This is a genomic window from Polynucleobacter nymphae, from assembly GCF_018882155.1.
In the GTDB taxonomy this organism is placed as follows: domain Bacteria; phylum Pseudomonadota; class Gammaproteobacteria; order Burkholderiales; family Burkholderiaceae; genus Polynucleobacter; species Polynucleobacter nymphae.
Map to the genome: position 1 here is coordinate 343,682 of NZ_JACVPA010000002.1, position 19,410 is coordinate 363,091.

19 protein-coding genes and 1 tRNA gene are annotated in these 19,410 nt (G+C 44.9%); 15 read left to right on the forward strand and 5 right to left on the reverse strand.

Annotated elements, in window-relative coordinates; all coding sequences use genetic code 11:
* Nucleotides 1–2: 2 nt before the first annotated feature.
* Nucleotides 3–1,655 carry an FMN-binding glutamate synthase family protein gene (locus ICN29_RS10200; protein ID WP_216132854.1) on the reverse strand — a complete coding sequence of 551 codons (1,653 nt, stop codon included), beginning with the start codon at nucleotides 1,653–1,655 and terminating at the stop codon, nucleotides 3–5.
* Between the two features lie 140 nt (nucleotides 1,656–1,795).
* On the opposite strand from ICN29_RS10200, the gene ICN29_RS10205 reads away from it, so the two are divergent.
* From ICN29_RS10205 to ICN29_RS10245, 9 genes are all read left to right on the forward strand, one after another.
* Complete coding sequence (locus ICN29_RS10205; RefSeq protein ID WP_216132856.1) at nucleotides 1,796–2,179, forward strand: translational machinery protein; 384 nt, start codon at nucleotides 1,796–1,798, stop codon at nucleotides 2,177–2,179.
* 25 nt (nucleotides 2,180–2,204) lie between these two features.
* Nucleotides 2,205–2,468 carry a hypothetical protein gene (locus tag ICN29_RS10210; protein ID WP_216132858.1) on the forward strand — a complete coding sequence of 88 codons (264 nt, stop codon included), beginning with the start codon at nucleotides 2,205–2,207 and terminating at the stop codon, nucleotides 2,466–2,468.
* 142 nt (nucleotides 2,469–2,610) lie between these two features.
* Complete coding sequence (locus tag ICN29_RS10215) at nucleotides 2,611–2,895, forward strand: BrnT family toxin (protein ID WP_216132860.1); 285 nt, start codon at nucleotides 2,611–2,613, stop codon at nucleotides 2,893–2,895.
* A 5-nt stretch (nucleotides 2,896–2,900) separates the two neighbouring features.
* Nucleotides 2,901–3,110 (forward strand): BrnA antitoxin family protein, encoded by a 210-nt coding sequence (locus tag ICN29_RS10220; protein WP_216132862.1) that lies wholly within the window; start codon nucleotides 2,901–2,903, stop codon nucleotides 3,108–3,110.
* A gap of 106 nt (nucleotides 3,111–3,216) precedes the next feature.
* A complete protein-coding gene (gene dusA, locus ICN29_RS10225; protein WP_369411669.1) occupies nucleotides 3,217–4,299 on the forward strand; it encodes a tRNA dihydrouridine(20/20a) synthase DusA in 1,083 nt (360 codons plus the stop codon).
* 68 nt (nucleotides 4,300–4,367) lie between these two features.
* Nucleotides 4,368–4,443 (forward strand) — tRNA-His (locus ICN29_RS10230).
* A 304-nt stretch (nucleotides 4,444–4,747) separates the two neighbouring features.
* Complete coding sequence (locus tag ICN29_RS10235) at nucleotides 4,748–5,530, forward strand: formylglycine-generating enzyme family protein (protein WP_216132863.1); 783 nt, start codon at nucleotides 4,748–4,750, stop codon at nucleotides 5,528–5,530.
* Between the two features lie 3 nt (nucleotides 5,531–5,533).
* Nucleotides 5,534–6,868 (forward strand): ATP-dependent DNA helicase, encoded by a 1,335-nt coding sequence (locus ICN29_RS10750; protein WP_216132864.1) that lies wholly within the window; start codon nucleotides 5,534–5,536, stop codon nucleotides 6,866–6,868.
* Nucleotides 6,869–6,950: 82 nt separating this feature from the next.
* Nucleotides 6,951–7,766 carry a hypothetical protein gene (locus tag ICN29_RS10245; protein ID WP_216132865.1) on the forward strand — a complete coding sequence of 272 codons (816 nt, stop codon included), beginning with the start codon at nucleotides 6,951–6,953 and terminating at the stop codon, nucleotides 7,764–7,766.
* Between the two features lie 68 nt (nucleotides 7,767–7,834).
* Here ICN29_RS10245 and ICN29_RS10250 read toward each other — a convergent pair whose 3' ends face one another.
* Genes ICN29_RS10250 through ICN29_RS10265 form a run of 4 tightly spaced genes read right to left on the reverse strand, consistent with a single transcriptional unit; the run spans nucleotide 7,835 to nucleotide 12,270 of the window.
* Complete coding sequence (locus ICN29_RS10250) at nucleotides 7,835–9,424, reverse strand: gamma-glutamyltransferase family protein (RefSeq protein WP_216132866.1); 1,590 nt, start codon at nucleotides 9,422–9,424, stop codon at nucleotides 7,835–7,837.
* Between the two features lie 35 nt (nucleotides 9,425–9,459).
* A complete protein-coding gene (locus tag ICN29_RS10255; RefSeq protein WP_216132867.1) occupies nucleotides 9,460–10,437 on the reverse strand; it encodes a Bug family tripartite tricarboxylate transporter substrate binding protein in 978 nt (325 codons plus the stop codon).
* A gap of 44 nt (nucleotides 10,438–10,481) precedes the next feature.
* Nucleotides 10,482–11,885: an NAD(P)/FAD-dependent oxidoreductase gene (locus tag ICN29_RS10260; protein ID WP_216132868.1), complete on the reverse strand. Its 1,404-nt coding sequence runs from the start codon at nucleotides 11,883–11,885 to the stop codon at nucleotides 10,482–10,484.
* Between the two features lie 4 nt (nucleotides 11,886–11,889).
* Nucleotides 11,890–12,270 carry a nuclear transport factor 2 family protein gene (locus ICN29_RS10265; RefSeq protein WP_255538173.1) on the reverse strand — a complete coding sequence of 127 codons (381 nt, stop codon included), beginning with the start codon at nucleotides 12,268–12,270 and terminating at the stop codon, nucleotides 11,890–11,892.
* A gap of 201 nt (nucleotides 12,271–12,471) precedes the next feature.
* Between ICN29_RS10265 and ICN29_RS10270 the strand changes: the two genes are divergently transcribed.
* The 6 genes from ICN29_RS10270 (at nucleotide 12,472) to ICN29_RS10295 (ending at nucleotide 19,407) form a co-directional block, all read left to right on the forward strand.
* A complete protein-coding gene (locus ICN29_RS10270) occupies nucleotides 12,472–13,830 on the forward strand; it encodes an amidase (RefSeq protein WP_216132870.1) in 1,359 nt (452 codons plus the stop codon).
* A 103-nt stretch (nucleotides 13,831–13,933) separates the two neighbouring features.
* Nucleotides 13,934–15,535 carry an ABC transporter substrate-binding protein gene (locus tag ICN29_RS10275; RefSeq protein ID WP_216132872.1) on the forward strand — a complete coding sequence of 534 codons (1,602 nt, stop codon included), beginning with the start codon at nucleotides 13,934–13,936 and terminating at the stop codon, nucleotides 15,533–15,535.
* A 34-nt stretch (nucleotides 15,536–15,569) separates the two neighbouring features.
* Nucleotides 15,570–16,511, forward strand: a complete 942-nt coding sequence (locus tag ICN29_RS10280; protein ID WP_216132873.1) for an ABC transporter permease — start codon at nucleotides 15,570–15,572, stop codon at nucleotides 16,509–16,511.
* Nucleotides 16,512–16,582: 71 nt separating this feature from the next.
* Nucleotides 16,583–17,419, forward strand: coding sequence for an ABC transporter permease (locus ICN29_RS10285; RefSeq protein WP_216132986.1), 837 nt, complete (start codon nucleotides 16,583–16,585; stop codon nucleotides 17,417–17,419).
* A gap of 3 nt (nucleotides 17,420–17,422) precedes the next feature.
* The gene (locus ICN29_RS10290) at nucleotides 17,423–18,427 is read left to right on the forward strand and encodes an ABC transporter ATP-binding protein (protein WP_216132875.1); all 1,005 of its coding nucleotides are present in this window, start codon (nucleotides 17,423–17,425) and stop codon (nucleotides 18,425–18,427) included.
* The gene (locus ICN29_RS10295; RefSeq protein ID WP_216132877.1) at nucleotides 18,424–19,407 is read left to right on the forward strand and encodes an ABC transporter ATP-binding protein; all 984 of its coding nucleotides are present in this window, start codon (nucleotides 18,424–18,426) and stop codon (nucleotides 19,405–19,407) included. Before ICN29_RS10290 ends, ICN29_RS10295 begins: the two co-directional genes overlap by 4 nt.
* Nucleotides 19,408–19,410 lie beyond the last annotated feature (3 nt).

The following is a 19,410-nucleotide window of genomic DNA, read 5'->3' on the forward strand; positions in this document are numbered from 1 at the left end:
CCTTAATCTTTTAAAGCTGAAAAGCTATTCGCTTGTGCTTTACTCCAGTACAACTCAAATACTCTTGGTAGGTTCAGAGAAGAGTCGATACTTCCTCCCTTGAGAAGAAGTCCAGTAGGCATTTCTGGGAGGAGGTAGGATAAGAGGCGTACTTCATGTGCATTAATCCGTCGAATAATATGGGGCGCATCAATTTCACCAGGGTGATGTAGGCCGGCCGCCTCTACTAATCCTTTGAGTGTTTTAAGAGTTTCATTGTGAAAATTAAAGACGCGCTCAGCCTTATTAGGTACCACTAAGGCTTTTTGGCGAAGTGGATCTTGGGTTGTGACGCCAGTAGGGCAAAAGCCAGTATTGCAGACTTGTGCTTGAATACAACCAATTGAGAACATGAAGCCACGTGCACTATTGCACCAATCAGCACCCAAGGCAAAAGCAACTGCCATATCAAAAGCGCTGATAATCTTTCCGGCACAGCCAATTTTAATTTGATCGCGCAGATTAGCGCCCAGTAAGGTGTTATGAACTAGACGAAGCCCTTCTTGAAGTGGTGTACCAACGTGGTTGGTAAATTCAACTGGGGATGCGCCTGTGCCACCCTCAGAGCCATCCACCACAATAAAGTCTGGGTAGATATTGGTTTCTAACATGGCTTTGACAATCCCAAACCATTCCCAGGGATGTCCGATACAAAGCTTAAATCCAACTGGCTTACCGCCAGAGAGATCACGTAATTTTTTAAGAAAATGCATCATCTCAAGTGGGCTTGAGAAAGCGCTATGGGATGCCGGAGAGATGCAGGCCTCGCCTACATTGACACCGCGTGCCTTGGCAATCTCTACAGTGACTTTGGAGCCCGGCAGAATTCCCCCGTGACCAGGCTTGGCACCTTGACTTAATTTAATCTCGATCATCTTGACTTGAGGATCAAGCGCATTTTCAGCATATTTCTTTTCATTAAAACTGCCATCTTCATTGCGGCAGCCGAAGTAGCCGGAGCCAATCTCCCAAATAAGGTCTCCGCCATGAACGCGGTGGTGGGTGGAGATAGAGCCTTCACCAGTGTCATGGGCAAAACCACCTTTTTTGGCTCCCAAATTTAAGGCCATCACCGCATTGGCGCTTAGTGAGCCAAAACTCATTGCTGAAATATTAAAGATGCTCGCAGAGTATTTTTGTTTACAGTCTTTACCACCAATCTCAATACGAAAATCATGGCTAGGTAAACGGGTAGGGGCTAATGACGGATTGATCCATTGATAGCCTGGCGCCATGACATCAAGACTAGTGCCAAAGGGTATTTGATCTGGTACCGCTTTAGCGCGTGAATAGACTAAAGTGCGTTGCGCTTTAGAGAAGGGAGCTTCATCGTTATCCCCCTCAATAAAGTACTGCCGAATTTCCGGGCGAATATATTCGAGTAAGAAGCGCAGATGACCAATAACAGGGTAGTTGCGTAATATGGCGATCTTTTTTTGGAAAAGATCGTAGAAACCTACGATAGTTAAAGTACCAAACAATATTAGAAAGTGGAGGGCTTGTTTATCTAACCCTAAAGAGACAAAATCTAAAGCGATAAAACTGGCAATACTTCCAATAATGCAAAGGATAAAAGGGGTGTATCGAATTGGAATCAATTTGCTCAAGTTAGCCATATGGAGATCAAATAGAGGAGGTCTTAGTATACGAATTTAATACTATTGTGCTCAGATTGATCTAAATCAAGCTTTAGGGTGTTGTCAGCTAGTGGTGGGAGTATCCTGAAAGAGTAGCTATATCAATCACAGGAAGAACTATGTCATTAAATCATGCAGTTATTTGGATCGATCACAAAGAAGCCCACGTCATGTTCTTAAGTCAGGATGCTAGTGAGGCAGAGATCATTAAAAGCAAATCGACACATTCTCATTTACACCATAAAGGTGGTGAAGTAGGTAGCGGTAAGCTGGCATTAGATTCAAAATATCTCCATTCAGTAATGCAGGCTGTAAATGAATCCAAAGAAATTCTGATTCTTGGCCCAGGTTCTGCCAAATTAGAACTCATCAAACATGCGCATCAGCATGATGCCAAGATTGCTGAAAAGATTGTTGGTGTAGAAACTGTTGACCATCCGACTGATAAAGAGATTCTGGCGCATGCCCGTAAGTTCTTTTATAAAGTAGATCAGATGCTGTAAAACCCAATCAGGAGGTGAGCGAATAATGAATGAAGGCAAAAAAGCTGAAGAAGAATTGGGCCCAGATGGTCTACCTGGTCATGACTATTTCTTGGATGCCGTCAATCATATTGACGAAGCAGTAGCCAATAAATCGATTGCCATTGGTGCAGCAAAAGGAATTGTCTATAGCCTAGTAGAGACACTGGGCACCATGGTGGGTGATCCTGATTTGCCGGCGCATCTCAAATCTGGTTATATGGGCGCTCTTGATCTAGCGGTAGAGTTAGAGGCTAAGCTGTCAAAGTAGGTAAGGCAATTAAAAACCTAGATTTGCTAAATGAATAAGGGTAGCTTGGGCTACCCTTATTCATTCAAAACGCCGATTAAATCTTGATATGAGGGTGCGTAATGCAGGTTGTGTAATTAATTAATATATGTACAATGTACATATGAATTCATTAAAATTTGAATGGGAGCTACGAAAAGCCTCCGCTAATCTAAAAAAACATGGCATTTCCTTTGAAGAAGCGAAATCTGTGTTTTATGATGAAAGCGCTAGATTAATTTCTGATCCCGATCATTCAGATGATGAGGAGCGATTTATTTTATTAGGCGTGAGTCATGCTCTTCGTGTAATTTTGGTTTGTCATTGTTATCGAAGTAAGGGAAATGTCATTCGAATTATTTCAGCTCGTAAGGCAACTCCTCAAGAGTCAAAAGTTTATAAAAGGTGATCAATATGCGTAATGAATACGATTTCTCAAAATCTCGAAAAAATCCATATGCTTCTATGCTAAAGAAGCCAATTACGATTCGCTTGGATGAAGACTCTGTGACCTATTTCAAATCAGTATCTGAAGAAGTAGGTATTCCCTATCAAAGTCTGATTAATCTATATTTGCGAGATTGCGCTGCTTCTCATAAGAAGTTAAATCTTAGCTGGAAGTAAGCTAAGGATAAGGTTTTTCCCTCAGCTTTAATGGATTAAGGCGTGGGCCACCAAGAAAAACAAAAACTACCCTTGGGCTGTTTATAAATAATTGATAAAAGTCTCTGTGGAAAATAAGCAAAATAAAAGATTAGCAGTTGCCCCCATGATGGAGTGGACGGATCGTCATTGCCGCTCTTTTCATCGGACGCTCACTAAGGAAGCGGTTCTCTATACAGAGATGGTGACAACAGGGGCATTGATGCATGGGGATCTCCCGCGCCATTTAGACTATTCCCAAGATCAACATCCAGTGGTATTGCAGTTAGGCGGCTCAGAGCCTAGCGACTTAGCAAAGTCTGCAGAGTTAGGGCAACAGTGGGGCTATAAGGAAGTTGATCTTAATTGTGGCTGCCCGTCTGAGCGTGTGCAGCGCGGTGCTTTTGGTGCTTGCCTGATGGCTGAACCTAATTTGGTGGCCGACTGTGTCAAGGCAATGAAGAGTGCTGTAGATATTCCGATCTCAGTAAAACATCGCTTGGGATTGGATTCGATGGATGCAGCTGCCTCTCCCAAGGATTATCAGTTTGCGCTCGATTTTATTCTTGCTGTTGCTGATGCAGGCGCAAGCCAAGTAACCATTCATGCGCGTAATGCTGTGCTTAAAGGGCTGTCACCAAAAGAGAACCGCAGTAAACCGCCGCTACGTTATGAAGTAGCAGCCAAGCTGAGGCTAGATGCACAAAAACAATTTCCCAATCTCAAAGTATTACTCAATGGTGGTCTAGAAACGAATGAACAGATCGCGGGCCATTGGGATGACTTTGATGGCTTCATGATTGGTAGGGCGGCATATCATTTTCCAGCCATGCTCTTAGGCTGGGATGATTTGATTAATACCAACGGTGATGCGGCTGGCTATCTTTTTAGTGAAACCGAGTGGCATCGAATTCAGATTGGATTAGTTAAGCAAGTAGAAGCTTGGTTTGATGAATGCAAAGCTAAAGGTAAGCCCTTTTATATCGGCGCATTTACAAGACACATACTTGGCTTAGCACATGGTAGGGCAGGATCAAGATATTGGCGCCAGCGCCTCTCAGATCACCATGCTCTCGCTAAGGTACAGAGCAAAGCGGCGATAGTGGATTTTTTCATCGATGCCAGTCTAACCCTTGGGGATTGGGCGGCTTTTGAGTATGAAAGTGCTTAAGCGTGAGGCTAGAAGCACTGGTTTTGACAGGTTTTTGAGCAAAAAGCTATAATGTGAGCTCTACAACGGCGGACGTAGCTCAGTTGGTAGAGTCCCAGATTGTGATTCTGGTTGTCGCGGGTTCGAGCCCCGTCGTTCGCCCCACCAAATTCTGTAAAGCTCCCAAAATTGATTGAGGAGCTTTTTTATTAGGAATTTTTCTTTCTAGTGCTACGAGCGGACTCAGCGGCAGCATATTGCTGGTTTAAGGTGACATAGCCCTGCTGTAAGCTATGAACCTCGGATTCTAGGCTCGTAATTTTTGCGTAAATCTTGTCTATCCCGTTTTTCATAGAGTTTGATGATCTACCTCATATCCCTGAATATCAAGCATTACCCGTAATGTGCCAATTTACTATTTTCTTTAGAATAGAGATTGCTTAATTTAGCCTCTGGAGCTTGCTACATCATGAAAAAGTTTGATTTCACCGCCATTCTGTTTGGTCTATTGCTATCGGCTATTGCAGCGTATTTCATGCTTAGGCCATTGCCTAGCCAAAGCGCTCCTGCATCATCTATCCCAACCGTACAAATCGGTAATCTCATTTGGGATCAAACGGAGATGAATATTGGAGATGTCAAAGGCTTTGCGGCTACTGGTTTTGTAAGTGCTGCTGAAAAGAAGGGCGGCGGCCTCTCGTATGAAGCAGGTTTTGTGCAAAAGCCTGGTTGGACTTGGAAGACACCCTATGGAGTTTCTGCTGGTGATCTAGAACCTGCGGTGCACCTGAATCAAAAAGAAGCAGAATCTATTTGTCGTTATTACGGCAAAAGATTGCCAACAGATATTGAATGGAATTTGGCAGCATTTTTAGAACAAAGATCTAATCCTCCAGCGGGCTTTGTTAAAGGACAGCGTTACCCATTTCCCGGTGGCAGCACTCCAGCCGTTTCGCATTGCTTAAGTGGCTGTGGTGATTACAAGGGTTTAGCTCCAGTTGGAGCTCTCAATCGTGGCACGGGACATGTCACTACAAAAACTACCAAGCCTGGTGTTAATGGCATGTATGACATGGGCGGCAATGTTTGGGAGTGGACGGCTACAGAGCGTAACGGTGGCTACATGACACGAGGTGCTTCATGGTGGTATGGCCCAGAGAGGCAGCAAGAATCGGATTTGGAATCTAAACCTGGAGATATCGCAGTGGTTTATATCGGATTTCGGTGTGTAGCCGATGCCGTGAAACAATAAGGAATGACTAGTTCCGTAATCGATTCAACCGAGATTGAAATCACGCCTGATTACCAGGCTGTCATTGCGGCCATTGAGCGTCATGATCCATATATCTTTGTTAGTGGTAAAGCCGGTACCGGCAAAACAACGCTCATTGGTTACCTTCGAGAAACGATTCCTGGCAATGTCGTTGTTGTCGCACCAACTGGAGTAGCTGCATTGCAAGTGAAGGGCGTCACTATTCACTCTTTCTTCAGATTGCCGCCGCGTTTAATTTTTCCTGAAGAAGATATCAAGCCATTACGTGATAAGCGCCTTTATAAAGATATCCATTTACTTATCATTGATGAGATTTCGATGGTGCGCGCTGACGTAGTCGATGCCATGGATTTATTCTTGCGCGAGAACGGACCACAAAAAGGCAAACCTTTTGGCGGTATACAGGTAATGTTTGTGGGAGACTTATTTCAGTTGCCGCCAGTTGTCTCGAGTAGTGATATGCAGGTACTCGCTGATCGTGGTTACGAAGGCCCATACTTCTTCTGTGCGATAGCCTTGCATCGCAAAGATGTCACTATGGTGGAGCTTTCAAAGATCTTCCGCCAAAAAGATGAGCACTTTGCCGATCTTCTCAATCGCATACGCATCAATCAAGACGTAGATGAAGTAATTGATACCCTCAATGCCCAGTGCTATCAAGCCAATCAAGAAGTTGATGAAGAAACTATTACGCTCACCACTACCAATGCGAGAGCAGACCAAATCAATGGTGCGGGATTGCGAGCCATTACTAATGAAGTGAAGGTCTATGCAGGTAAAACGACTGGTAAGTTCAATATTGATGAGCGTAACCTACCTTCAGCCAATAATCTGGCCTTAAAGGTGGGTGCCAAAGTGATGTTTACAGCAACTGACCCCGGCTTTCCGAAGCGCTGGGTGAATGGCACGATTGGTATCGTTCGTGAATTACTCGCCGATAAAGTAAAAGTAATAGTTAAAAATGGACAGTACTCCAATACTGTTGAAGTTACTGGCCACCAATGGGAATCATATCGATACGACCATGACATGATGTCTGGCAAGATCTCTCCCAGCATTATTGGTACTTATGTGCAAATTCCCCTAATGCTTGCTTGGGCAGTCACTATTCATAAGAGCCAGGGTAAGACGCTGGACAAGGTCAAAGTAGATTTATCCTCTGGCGCATTTGCATCGGGCCAAGTCTATGTAGCCCTCAGCAGATGTAAAACGATTGAAGGCATTTCTTTACAAAGGCCGATCGAAGCAAGAGATGTCAGCTGTGATCCAGAAATCAAAGCCTTCTATTTGAACTGCCTGCCTCATAAGGCTGCGTAACAACAGAGTTATTTAAAGTTTTGCAAATTAATGACTTATTCTTTATATTAGAAGCTCAATAAGCTCACTCAGGAAAGACCTTATGAAGCTCGCCAAATTTATTTTGCTCTTTGCCGCATTCGGTATTTGTATTAACGCTAACGCTCAGGCCGTTAATCCAATTCCGGTGGTAAACGACAACTGGCGTTTTTCTGGAACAATTTCTGCATGGGTACCAGCAAGCTGGGCAACCTCAACAGTAGACAATCTCTCTAAATCAGCAGACTCTTCGATTAGCGATAATTTGAATAGTGCAGGAGCCATTGCTTTTTTTACTGCTGAGGCACATAAAGGTAATTGGGGCGTAATGGCAGATCTTGTGTACTGGCAAATGAGCGGAAGTAGTGATATTAATAAATCAAAAGTGGTCTTAGGTAGAGATCACAATTTATATGCTGGTACCAGCGGGCAACAGACGCAGACTATGCTTACCTTAGCCGGTACCTATACGGCTTACAGATCAAATAATTTATATTTAGATGGATTGGTTGGAGTTCGTTACATCAGCTCAACTGAGACTCTGGTGGCTACTGAGCAGTACACTGTTAATGGAAAAGTAAAGTCAGATGTCACCAGAAACCCTTCGTATACCAATCAAACCACGGATCCAGTAATTGGATTTAAGGGTAGAGCCAGAATTTACGATTCCTCATGGTTTGTTCCATTCTATGTAGATGCGGGTAAAGGACCTGGTTCAAATAATACAACCTGGCAAGCCCTGCTTGGAGTAGGTAATGCATTCTCATGGGGTGATATGACCTTGGCCTATAGAGCCATGGGTTTTGACCTTAAATCAAATATCGGTGTAACTAAATATACCAACGCTGGCCCACAGCTATCGGCAACAGTTAATTTTTAATTTAGTGCACTTTGAAAAATAAAGCCACCTTAAGGGTGGCTTTATTTTGTCCCGTAATTCGAGCTAGATTAAAATCCAGCTGCTAATCCATCTCGGCGATGATCGCTACCAGCAATATAAGCGGAGTCAGTTGTATCAGTAATTTTAGCAATGGCTTGTGCGCTACCAAAATCTAAACTATTCGCGGGCATCACGATTACCTCGTGCCCCATCTTTTTAAGACCCTCAACAATACTTGTTGGCATCGCTGCTTCAACAGTGAGTTTGCCTAAGTCATCAATTCGCCAGCGGGGGGCATCAGAACAGGCTTGAGGATTGAGATACTCATCAATAAAGTGCATTGCAAATTGAATATGACCTTGCGGTTGCATATTGCCACCCATCACACCAAAGGCCATAGTAGGTTTGCCACCCTTTGATAAGAAGGCAGGCAGGATGGTGTGAAAAGGGCGTTTGCCCGGAGCTACTTGATTGGGATGTCCTGCTTTAAGACTAAAGCTCATGCCACGGTTATGCAAAGCAATGCCACCAGGGGCAACCACACCAGAACCAAAGCCTTTAAAGTTTGATTGAATATACGAAATCATCATGCCGGATTCATCTGCGGCACAAAGATAGACTGTGCCACCAGTATGGGGATCACCAGGACCATAAGAGCCCACTTTATGGTGATCAATCAGAGCAGCACGACTCGCTAAATACTCTCTATCAAGTAATGCGCTCACTGGCATTGTCATTGAGCGTGCATCAGATACAAACTCATATGCATCGGCAAAAGCCATCCGCATTGCCTCTACCTGCAAATGAATATGCTGCGTGGAGTTTGCTGGATATTGTTTAACATTTGCAGCTTCCAAAATACCCAAAGCCATTTGTGCAGCAATACCAGAGCCATTCGGAGGAATCTCATGAAGAGTGTAGCCACCATAATCAAAGGCAAGCGGCTCAACCCACTCCGGTTTGTTATCTGCGAAGTCTTGCATGGTGAAGCAACCACCAGAAGTTTTTGCAAAGTCGACCATACTTTTAGCAAGCGGCCCTGTATAAAAAGACTCGCCTTGCGTCGCTGCAATCTCTTTTAAGGTTTTAGCTTGCTCAGGAAATTTCCAGATCTGTCCAGCCTGAGGAGCTTTACCGTCAATCAGGAATGCTTGTGCAAAACCGGGTTGATCTTTCAGAATCGGAATGGCTTCACGCCATTGACGGGCAATGACAGGAGAGACTGGAAAACCATTCTCGGCATAATCAATTGCACGCTTAAATAATTGCGCAAAAGGCAGCTTGCCAAATTTTTTGGATAGCTCAATCCAGCCAGCAACTACACCCGGAACAGTTACGGTCTTCCAGCCGATGGGATCCATTACCGATTTACCAGCAAAATATTCTGGTGTCCAAGCGGCAGGGGCGCGCCCCGAAGCATTTAAGCCATGCAGTTTCTTGCCATCCCATAGAATCGCAAAGCTATCTCCACCAATGCCATTCATAGTTGGTTCTACAACCGTTAAGGTGATGGCAGTAGCCAGTGCGGCATCGACTGCATTACCGCCATTCTGCAGTGCCTCAATACCTGCTTGTGTCGCAAGCGGTTGAGAGCTGGCAACAGTATTTCTGGCTAGTACGGGGGCGCGAGCACCGCCATAGGGTGGGGCAATCAACATAGGAAATTCTTTAAGCAATGAAATACGGTTGTAAATTAGTCAATCTTAATATTGGCAGCTTTGACAGCTTTTGACCACTTGACGTGTTCGGCGGTGGTGATTTCTGTCAATTTTTCTGAGTTAGCAAATTGGGTTTGGAGGCCTTGGTTGGCTAACTTATTTTTGAAGTCAGGATTGGTCAGTATTTTACGAATTTCTTTTTCAAGTCGAGCAATCACGGCAGGAGAGGTTCCCTTTGGCGCATAAATAGCAAAGAAATTCTCAACATCAAACTTCTTCATACCATCTTGCTCAAAGGTTGGAACGTTTGGTATCAAAGGTGAGCGCTCGTTTGAGGCAATTGCAATGGGTCTTAACTTGCCGCTTTGAATGTGGGGAAGAGATGCCGTCAGGCTATCAAACATCATCAAGGTGTTACCAGCAATTAAATCAGGTAAGGCAAAGCTGCTACCTTTATAAGGAATATGAGTTCCAGTAGCGCCAATGCGCTGCATAAATAAAGTAGATTCCAAGTGTGAGAGGCTGCCATTACCCTGAGAAGCGTAATTAAAGTTGCCATTCTTTGACTTAATAAAGGCGATCAGCTCAGTCAAATTTTTTGCTGGGACACTGGGGTTCACTTCTAGAATATGAGGAACAGAGCCTACTAGAGCAACGGAGGCAAAATCTTTTTGGAGATCAACTGGGGGATTATTAAAGAGTGCCTGAGCAATGGCTTGATTCGTGAGAGCACTAAAGTGAATGGTATAGCCATCGGGATTAGCTTTGGCTGCAGCAGTCATGCCAATCATTCCGCCTGCGCCTGGTTTATTTTCAACTACTACTGCTTGACCTAATGCTTCACCTAATGGGACTGCAATACTGCGTGCAAAAACATCAGTTGAGCCTCCTGCAGGAAAGGAGAGAATCATTTGGATTGGTTTTTTTGGCCAATCCGTATCTGGCGCTGCGTAACTGTAGCTTACAGCTCCACATAGAATGACCAGTGTCAAAATTCGTTTAATGTTATTCATATAGACTCTCTTAGAGAAAGATCGTAGCGTTTAATTTGAATGATTTATTTCTCATCTTTAAACCAATACCATTTATAGAGAAAACTTTGCCCCAATCGTCTAAAAGGAGCTAGTTTTTCTGACCGAAACTTGCCGAATGCATTAGGAAACTCGAGTGGCGAGTGATAGATTGGCAACTTTAACACGTCTGAATCAACCTTTTTCCCAGCTACAAGTTCCGCTAAGCGTTTACCAGCCCAGGTAGAAAAAGAAACGCCGTTTCCGCCATAGCCGAGTGCATACCAAACTGCTTGTGCTGGATCTGGTTGGGTGATGCGCGGCATCATATCGTGGCTTACGTCCACCCAGCCCCACCAAGAGTAATCAATCTCAATACCCGCTAAAGGTGGAAACTTTCTAGCAATAGCATCCGTTAATAGCTTCAAATGTTTAGGTGAGCTGGCATCAGCACCGCCAATAGAACTTCGACTGCCCATTTGCAGACGCCCATCTTTTAATAGGCGATAGTAAAAGCGTAGCGTACGAGTGTCAGTTAAAAAGGTATGCGAACGAAAGTTGCAGGCTTTTATTTCACTCGCGGTAAGGGGTCTAGTCACCAGCGAATTAGACAAAATAGGTAGGATCTTATTTTTGATGGGCTTTAATCCCTGTACACCGTAGCCACCGGTGCAAATGGCAATTCGTTTGGCTCGGACAACTCCGCCTGGAGTCTGTATATGGTGCACTCCATCAATCGTCCCCCATCCCAGTGCAGGGCTAGCAGTGTGAATTTTGACTCCTAGGCTCTGGGCTTTCTTGAGAAGACCAAAAGTAAATTTGAGTGGATGAATACCAACACCTTCACGCTCTAGTAGGGCGCCAGATGCATCATGATCATCGCAATATTGCTCGCGAACTTCCTGCGCGCTCAGTAATAGTGGATCGTATCCAAAGATATCTTTGCGGACTTTTGCCTCATTCTCTAGGTAGATCATTTTTTCTGGGCGGTGTGCAATGTAGAGGTGACCGCCATCAAAAGCATCACAGTCAATTTGACTTACTAGCTCTTTGAAATTTTCAAAGCCCGTATAAATTTCTCGATCTAATTTCTTGGCAGTATCTAAGCCCCAACGTTCAATCCATTGAGATCGTGATAGCCTACCGCTGGCATTTTGGCCTTGGCCACCACTGCGACTAGAGCACCCCCAAGCGGTTTGATTGGCCTCCAAGATAGTTGCTTGGATACCATGCTCTTGTGCTAAATAAAGAGCAGTTGACACTCCTGTTGAGCCTGACCCAATAATGACGACATCTGTATCGATATCTTGTGTGACAGGCCCATCTGTTTGCGGCGGGTTATTAGCAGTTGCAGCCCAATAGCTCGGCGCATAATCAGTTCCACTACCTGGATGAAGCGAGGTGAGCGGGTCATAGAGCGGATCGTATGCTACTGGTGGCATGTTCAACATAAGCCTATTGGGTTGCTGGTAAATTAGGGCGATTTTTACGAAAGGCATTTTTCATTTGAATCTTGCCATCCTTAAAAGTAAAAATATCGACACCATCAGTTTCAATCCGACTTCCATCAGCTGCGGTACCGACAAAGGTCCATTCCGATACTCCAAAATCACCGTCAACAAAATGCCGATCATTGATCCACTGCGCATCAGGCACATTTATCCAGGCACTTTCAAAAGCAGCCCTAACTGCATCCATGCCTTCATGACGAGTGCCGCATGCATCAGGGCCTGCTGCAGTCTGAAAAACACAGTCATTACACATCAAGCTCATTAAGCCATCGATGTCATGTCGATTCCATGCCGCGCTAAATTGAGCTAAGTGAGCGATAGTCATTTGTTTTTTACTATTTTGCATTGTGAGGTGAGGGTTTACTTTAACTATCGGAGGGTGAGTGAAAATACTATAGTATTGGATGATTATTTTCAAAAATTTGAGACAGCAATCTAATGTGCTTAATAGCAATAACCTCTATTTTGGCTTGATCCTGAGATTTGTGCCTACTTTCATTTCTTATTTTCCAGATAAGGACTTCAGATGAAGCCATATCATCACTGGCCTTCGCTCCGCGCAATCGCCGCGGAGGTTAAGAGCGGGGTACGCTCTGCGCGTGCCCAGGTTGCGCTTGCTTTAGATTTGGCTAAGAAAGAAACTTTAGATTCGGCTATCTCGCCTACATTTATTAGTCTTCATGCTGAAATTGCTCTGGCCTTGGCGGACCAACTTGACGCCAAGATTGCTAGAGGCGAGGACTGTGGTGATCTATGTGGAATTCCATTTGCAGTTAAAGATAATATCGATTGGCAGGGCTTAAATACTAGCGCTGGAAGTCCGAAGGCATATCTTCAGAAGGCATCATCAACTGCTCCTGTCTTACAAGGGTTAATCGATCGTGGCGCAATTCCGATTGGTAAAACCAATCTGAATGAGTGGGCGGTAGGTTTAACAGGTGAGAATGCTCACTTTGGTAATGTGATGAACCCCCATTTAATCGGTTGCCTTTCAGGAGGTTCATCGAGTGGTAGCGCAAGGGCAGTAGCGATGGGAATTGTGCCAATGGCCCTAGGCTCTGACACTGGGGGCTCTATCCGCATGCCTGCTGCTTGGTGTGGCATCGTAGGCCTTCGACCTTCGAGCGATTCTTTTTCTTTGGATGGCGTGGTACCACGTTCCCGAGCCTTGGATGTTGTTGGCCCTCTTGTAAATTCAATTGAGGATTGCGATTATTTTCTTGGCAGCTCTTTTTTGCCAAAATCTAAACCAAGTGATTTGGTTAATACAACGAGCATCAAAATAGGCTGGGATCCTCATCTCCTAGATGGTGTAGATGCTCCAGTGCGTTTGGCTTTTATGCAGTTTATGCACAATGCTAAACAAAATCACTCAGTCATATTTGTAGAGCAGTCATGGCCCAATTTTGAAAATGCCACTAGCTGCGCACTAACCGTCCTGCAAATGGAGTTTTTCGAGGACTTTACTCGCCTATGTGGGCCAATCGAAAGCTATGCTGACCGATTAGGAAAACCGGTATTAAACGAGCTTCGTCACTCAGCTTCACTGGAGCCCAAAGAGCTGATTAATGCCTATGCTCAATTAGCAGAATTTCGACAGGCTATGGCAACTGCTATTAGCTCTGTAGAGATGCTGGCGCTCCCTTTAACGCCTTGCGGCCCCGTATTAGAGGCTGGTCTTCCCCAGGCTGCTAAGCCATTAAGGGAGCTAAGCCTGCCAATGGGCGCCTCTGGACTACCGATCCTAGGAATGCCCTTGTTAGCTAAAAAAGACCCCTTAGGTTTAGCAGCATCGAGTTTGGCAGGGGTCCAGTTGGTGGGGAAAAAATATCAGGAACACAAACTTTTAAATATGGTACAAACATACTTAGATGCACCAAATTGAGGCTTAAGGCTTGCCACTTTGAACAGCAACCTTATACAGTTCAAGAGTGAAGCATTGATAAAACTAAAAATAGTTATGTAGTGCGTTTCATTACGGAGGCAATATGATTAATACCTTAAGACGTTCAGTATTTTTGGCAATGATTCCCGCGGCTATAGCGCTTGGAGTGACTAGTTTCTCACTGCCGGCTGCCGCTCAGCAACAAAAAACTCTCAGGTTTATTGCGCAGGCTGATCTCAAGATCTTAGATCCGATCACTACTACTGCTTACATTACGCGTAACCATGGCTATATGGTGTATGACACCTTGTTCGCCATGGACAGCAAGTTTGAAATCAAACCACAGATGGTGGATAAGTTCACCGTGAGTCCCGATAAAAAAACGTATACATTTACTCTACGTAATGGCCTCATGTTCCATGATGGCGCACCTGTTCGATCTGCCGACGTCATTGCTTCTATTGATCGCTGGTCAAAGCGTGATGGACTTGGACAAAAATTAGCGGAGTCGACAGATTCATGGACTGCCACTAACGACAAAACCTTTGTTCTGAAGCTTAAAAAGCCTTTTGCTTTCGTATTAGATGCTTTAGGAAAGCCTTCCTCCAACGTGCCATTTATCATGCCTGAGCGCGTTGCGAAGACTGATGCGTTTACGAATATCACAGATCCTACTGGTTCTGGTCCATTCAAAATGATCAAAGACGAATGGGTTCCTGGCAGCAAAGTTATTTACGTCAAAAATAAAGAGTACGTACCCCGCAAGGAAGCGCCATCTTGGGCTTCAGGTGGTAAGGTTGTTAAAGTTGACCGCGTTGAGTGGCTCTATATTCCTGATGCAGCAACTGCAGCCAATGCTCTAGGTAATGGCGAGGCTGATTGGTGGGAGCAGATGCCTCCAGATCTCATTCCACTGCTTGCTAAAAATAGTAGTGTGAAGGTAGAAAATATTGACCCATTAGGTTCAATGGGCCTCATTCGCTTTAACTTCCTATACCCTCCGTTTAATAACGAGAAGATGCGCCGTGCAGTAGCCATGGTTGTTAATCAACAAGATTACGTATTGGGTATTGCTGGTAACGCAGACAATGGTAAGCCTTGTGCTTCCTACTTTACTTGCGGCACACCCTTGGCTAGCAATGTTGGCTCAAGCTTAATAACCGGCAAACGTGATTTTGAGGCTGCCAAAGCATTGATTAAGGAATCGGGCTACAAGGGCGAGAAGATCGTCATTATTTCTGCAGCTGATCAGCCTATCGTTCAGTCTCAATCTCTTTTGACTACCGAGCTATTACGCAAATTAGGTTTGAATGTGGAATTACAAGCGGGTGACTGGGGTAGCTTGATTACTCGCCGCACATCAAAAGAGCCACTTGATAAAGGCGGCTGGTCTATTTTCCATACCTGGTTAGTGGGACCAGACTTGCTTAATCCAGGCGTGAACTTCGCACTGCGTGGCAATGGTGATAAGGCTTGGTTTGGTTGGCCTACTGATCCAAAGTTAGAGTCATTGCGTGAGGCTTATTTTGAGGCACCTAATGCAGCTGGAGCCAAGAAAGCAGCAGAAGCAGTTCAGGGCCGCGCATTTGAGTTCTTGCCTTATATTCCAACTGCTCAGTTTATTTTGCCGACCGCATACCGCACTAATCTTTCTGGGATTATTGTGGCGCCAATGGCATTTCTTTGGAATGTGGAGAAAAAATAATTCCTTTTCTTGTTAAGTCTTTAGGAGTTATTTTTTGCTTTCATACATAGTAAGGCGCTTGGGCGCAACGGTGGTCGTCATGGCCGTCGTTGCGTTTGTTGTTTTCTCCCTCTTGTATCTCACGCCTGGTGATCCTGCTGCAGTTATTGCAGGAGATGTGGCCACTACCGAGGACATAGAGCGCATACGTCAGTCTTTAGGTTTAGATCAGCCATTTTTAGTTCGCTTTGGAACTTGGGTATGGGCTTTACTTCACGGTGATCTGGGAACATCCATCTTCAACAATCTGCCCGTCGCCAAGCTCATTGGTCAAAGAGTTGAGCCCACACTATCGCTGACTATTTGCACTCTCATTATTGCTATTTTGACCTCTGTACCGCTAGGCGCAATTGCAGCAGCCCGTGCTGAAAGCAAGTTAGACCACACCATTATGGGATTTTCTGTACTGGGATTTTCTATCCCAGTCTTTGTTTTAGCTTACTTATTAATACTCCTTTTTTCTTTGCAATTGCATTGGTTGCCAGTTCAGGGTTATCGACCTATTAGCGAAGGTATTTGGCCTTGGTTTAAGCATTTGATTCTGCCTAGCATAGCTTTAGGTACGGTATATGCAGCCTTAATTGCGCGTATTACACGTGCCAGTGTTTTGGATGTCTTGTCGCAAGACTACATTCGGACAGCGCAGGCCAAAGGCTTAAAAGAGCGCGACATCATGATTCACCATGCACTTAAAAATGCTGCTGTGCCGATTATTACTGTTATCGGTATTGGTATCGGGCTGTTGATCTCAGGCGCTGTTGTGACGGAAACGGTTTTTGCAATTCCGGGAATAGGGCGTTTGACAGTAGATGCCATTTTGCGTCGAGACTATCCGATTATTCAAGGGGTGATACTCATTTTTTCAGCGACCTACGTGATGATTAATTTAATGATTGATTTGTCATACGTCTTTTTTGATCCTCGCATCCGTTACTAGGCTCTATGATCAATAGCAACACTCTGAACGCAGTAGATTGGTCAGCACAGATCTCGAAAGCACGCTTATTTATGAGCGTACAGTTGCCCGCTTTATACAAGCGCTATCCATTTGCAGTGATTGGTGCAGCAACATTATTGCTCATGACCTTTATCGCTATTTTCGCGCCACTCTTAGCTACGGTGGATCCGCAGGCAGTCGCGCCATTAAATCGCTTGAAGCCGCCAAGCTGGGAGTATTGGTTTGGTACTGATGCTCTAGGGCGCGATGTGTATAGCCGTGTGATGTACGGCACTCGTGTTTCTCTGACCGTTGGAATTTCAGTAGCTTTGTTAAGCACTGTGATTGGTTTGGCCATCGGTTTGATTACTGGTTTTGTGCGCTGGCTAGATGCGATTGTGATGCGGATTATGGATGGATTGATGTCTATCCCCTCGATCTTGCTAGCGATTGCCTTAATGGCTTTAACTAAGGCCAGTATTGAAAACGTGATTATCGCCATTACCTTGGCAGAAGTGCCGCGAGTAGTGCGCCTGGTCCGTAGCTTAGTCTTAGGCTTACGTGAGCAGCCCTATGTTGAGGCAGCGGCAGCATCTGGTACGCCTTTGGTAAAAACATTGCTACGTCACATTCTGCCCAATATTGCTGCGCCCTTATTGGTTCAAGCGACTTATATCTGTGCTTCTGCAATGATCACAGAAGCCATTTTGTCCTTTATTGGCGCAGGCACTCCACCCAATATTCCTAGCTGGGGCAACATCATGGCGGAATCAAGAAGCCTGTTCCAAATTGCTGGCTACCTGATCTTATTCCCGTCTATTTTTCTATCGGCAACGGTGCTTGCAGTCAATTACCTGGGTGATGGTTTGCGGGATGCCTTAGATCCTCGTCTTTCGAGGAGAATGTAATTCATGAGTCAGGCTACTGGAAAGACGATATTAGAAGTTAAAGATTTACGAACGTATTTCTATACGCGCGATGGCGTGGTTCGTTCTGTAGATGGGGTTTCCTTTTCAGTATCAGAGGGTGAAACCTTAGCGATTGTCGGAGAGTCGGGCTGCGGTAAGAGCGTGACCTCTTTATCATTATTGCGACTCATACCGACTCCCCCAGGAAAAATTGTTTCTGGATCCGTTTTGTATCACGGCAAGGACTTGCTAAAGCTCTCAGAAGATGAAATGCGTGATATTCGTGGAGATAAGATCTCGATGATCTTCCAAGAGCCGATGACTTCCTTAAATCCAGTCATCACAGTCGGCAGACAAATTGGCGAAGTTTTAGAGTTACATCGTCAGTGCAGCAAAGAGGAAGTAAGTGATCGAATTCTAGAACTACTCAAGTTGGTTAACATTCCAGAGCCTGAAAGAAGAATGAATGAGTACCCGCATCAGCTTTCAGGAGGTATGCGACAACGCATTATGATTGCCATGGCTTTGGCTTGTGACCCTGAGATCTTGATTGCTGATGAACCAACAACAGCCTTGGACGTTACTATTCAGGCACAAATATTAAATCTGATGCGTGAGCTAAGGGATCGCACTCGTGCCGCAATTATTTTGATTACGCACGATCTTGGCGTTGTAGCAGAAATGGCGCAACGGGTAGTGGTGATGTATGCCGGACGTAAAGTAGAGGAGGCTAGCGTTTATGATTTATTCGCTAAGCCAATGCACCCTTACACATTGGGCCTCTTAAATTCAATGCCGCGCCTTGACGATACAAGCTCTAAACGTTTGGTGGAAATTCCGGGCATGGTTCCATCTATGAGAACTGAGATTGTTGGTTGCGCATTTGCCCCTCGTTGCCCAGAAGTCAGTGAGCGCTGCTTGCTCGAATCTCCGATTCTGAAGGATTATGGTAACGAACACTCAGTAGCGTGCTGGAATCCAGTAGCGGTATCAAAGGATATTGCATGAGTAAGCAACAAAAACAGCTTTTAGAGCTCAAAAATCTGACGAAGCACTATCCCATTCGCAAGGGCTTGCTCAGCCGGATTGCAGGTTATGTCTATGCTGTTGATGGCGTTAGCTTTTCTATTTATGAAGGCGAAACATTAGGCCTAGTGGGCGAGAGTGGCTGCGGTAAGTCTACCGTTGGCAGAACTATTCTCAGATTGATTGATCCTACTGCCGGTGAAATTCTTTGGCGTGGCGAGAGAATTGACGAGCTGTCTCGGAATGAAATGAGACCCTTTCGTAAAGAAATTCAGGCAGTTTTTCAGGATCCGTATTCTTCACTCAATCCACGCATGCGTGCCGCTGATATTGTCTCCGAGCCTTTACGCAACTTTGAAAAACTTACTCAAGCTGAGGGCCGGGATAGGGTGAGTGAGTTATTTGCATTAGTAGGCTTGCGCCCTGATCAGATGTTGCGCTATCCCCATGAGTTTTCTGGTGGCCAACGCCAACGCTTGGGCATTGCCCGAGCTTTGTCAGTAAAGCCCAAGCTCATCATGTGCGATGAACCTGTCTCAGCATTAGATGTTTCGGTTCAGGCGCAAGTTATTAATTTATTAGGTGATTTACAGCAAGAATTTGGCGTATCTTACTTATTTATCGCGCATGATTTAGCAGTTGTAAAACACATTAGCCATCGAATTGCAGTGATGTACTTAGGACGTGTAGTTGAGCTTGCAGCAACAGACGAGTTATTTAAGCGACCATCTCATCCTTATACCGAAGCATTGCTCTCTGCTGTGCCAATTCCTGACCCAACAAAACAGCGCAAACAAATAGTACTTGGCGGTGATGTTCCAAGCCCCATTAATCGCCCTAGTGGTTGTCACTTCCATACTCGCTGCATCTATGCTCAAGCACGTTGTAAGGTGGAAGAGCCTGTTCTAGAGGAGATTTCTCCAGGACATTTTGTTGCTTGCCACTTCAAGCTCAATACATAAAGT

Bases quoted from the DNA above. Each gene is read 5' to 3' on its own strand.
- ICN29_RS10200 (WP_216132854.1), bottom strand. From the start codon at position 1,655: ATGGCTAACTTGAGCAAATTGATTCCAATTCGATACACCCCTTTTATC.
- ICN29_RS10205 (WP_216132856.1), top strand. From the start codon at position 1,796: ATGTCATTAAATCATGCAGTTATTTGGATCGATCACAAAGAAGCCCAC.
- ICN29_RS10210 (WP_216132858.1), top strand. From the start codon at position 2,205: ATGAATGAAGGCAAAAAAGCTGAAGAAGAATTGGGCCCAGATGGTCTA.
- ICN29_RS10215 (WP_216132860.1), top strand. From the start codon at position 2,611: ATGAATTCATTAAAATTTGAATGGGAGCTACGAAAAGCCTCCGCTAAT.
- ICN29_RS10220 (WP_216132862.1), top strand. From the start codon at position 2,901: ATGCGTAATGAATACGATTTCTCAAAATCTCGAAAAAATCCATATGCT.
- ICN29_RS10235 (WP_216132863.1), top strand. From the start codon at position 4,748: ATGAAAAAGTTTGATTTCACCGCCATTCTGTTTGGTCTATTGCTATCG.
- ICN29_RS10750 (WP_216132864.1), top strand. From the start codon at position 5,534: ATGACTAGTTCCGTAATCGATTCAACCGAGATTGAAATCACGCCTGAT.
- ICN29_RS10245 (WP_216132865.1), top strand. From the start codon at position 6,951: ATGAAGCTCGCCAAATTTATTTTGCTCTTTGCCGCATTCGGTATTTGT.
- ICN29_RS10250 (WP_216132866.1), bottom strand. From the start codon at position 9,424: ATGTTGATTGCCCCACCCTATGGCGGTGCTCGCGCCCCCGTACTAGCC.
- ICN29_RS10255 (WP_216132867.1), bottom strand. From the start codon at position 10,437: ATGAATAACATTAAACGAATTTTGACACTGGTCATTCTATGTGGAGCT.
- ICN29_RS10260 (WP_216132868.1), bottom strand. From the start codon at position 11,885: ATGTTGAACATGCCACCAGTAGCATACGATCCGCTCTATGACCCGCTC.
- ICN29_RS10265 (WP_255538173.1), bottom strand. From the start codon at position 12,270: ATGACTATCGCTCACTTAGCTCAATTTAGCGCGGCATGGAATCGACAT.
- ICN29_RS10270 (WP_216132870.1), top strand. From the start codon at position 12,472: ATGAAGCCATATCATCACTGGCCTTCGCTCCGCGCAATCGCCGCGGAG.
- ICN29_RS10275 (WP_216132872.1), top strand. From the start codon at position 13,934: ATGATTAATACCTTAAGACGTTCAGTATTTTTGGCAATGATTCCCGCG.
- ICN29_RS10285 (WP_216132986.1), top strand. From the start codon at position 16,583: ATGAGCGTACAGTTGCCCGCTTTATACAAGCGCTATCCATTTGCAGTG.
- ICN29_RS10290 (WP_216132875.1), top strand. From the start codon at position 17,423: ATGAGTCAGGCTACTGGAAAGACGATATTAGAAGTTAAAGATTTACGA.
- ICN29_RS10295 (WP_216132877.1), top strand. From the start codon at position 18,424: ATGAGTAAGCAACAAAAACAGCTTTTAGAGCTCAAAAATCTGACGAAG.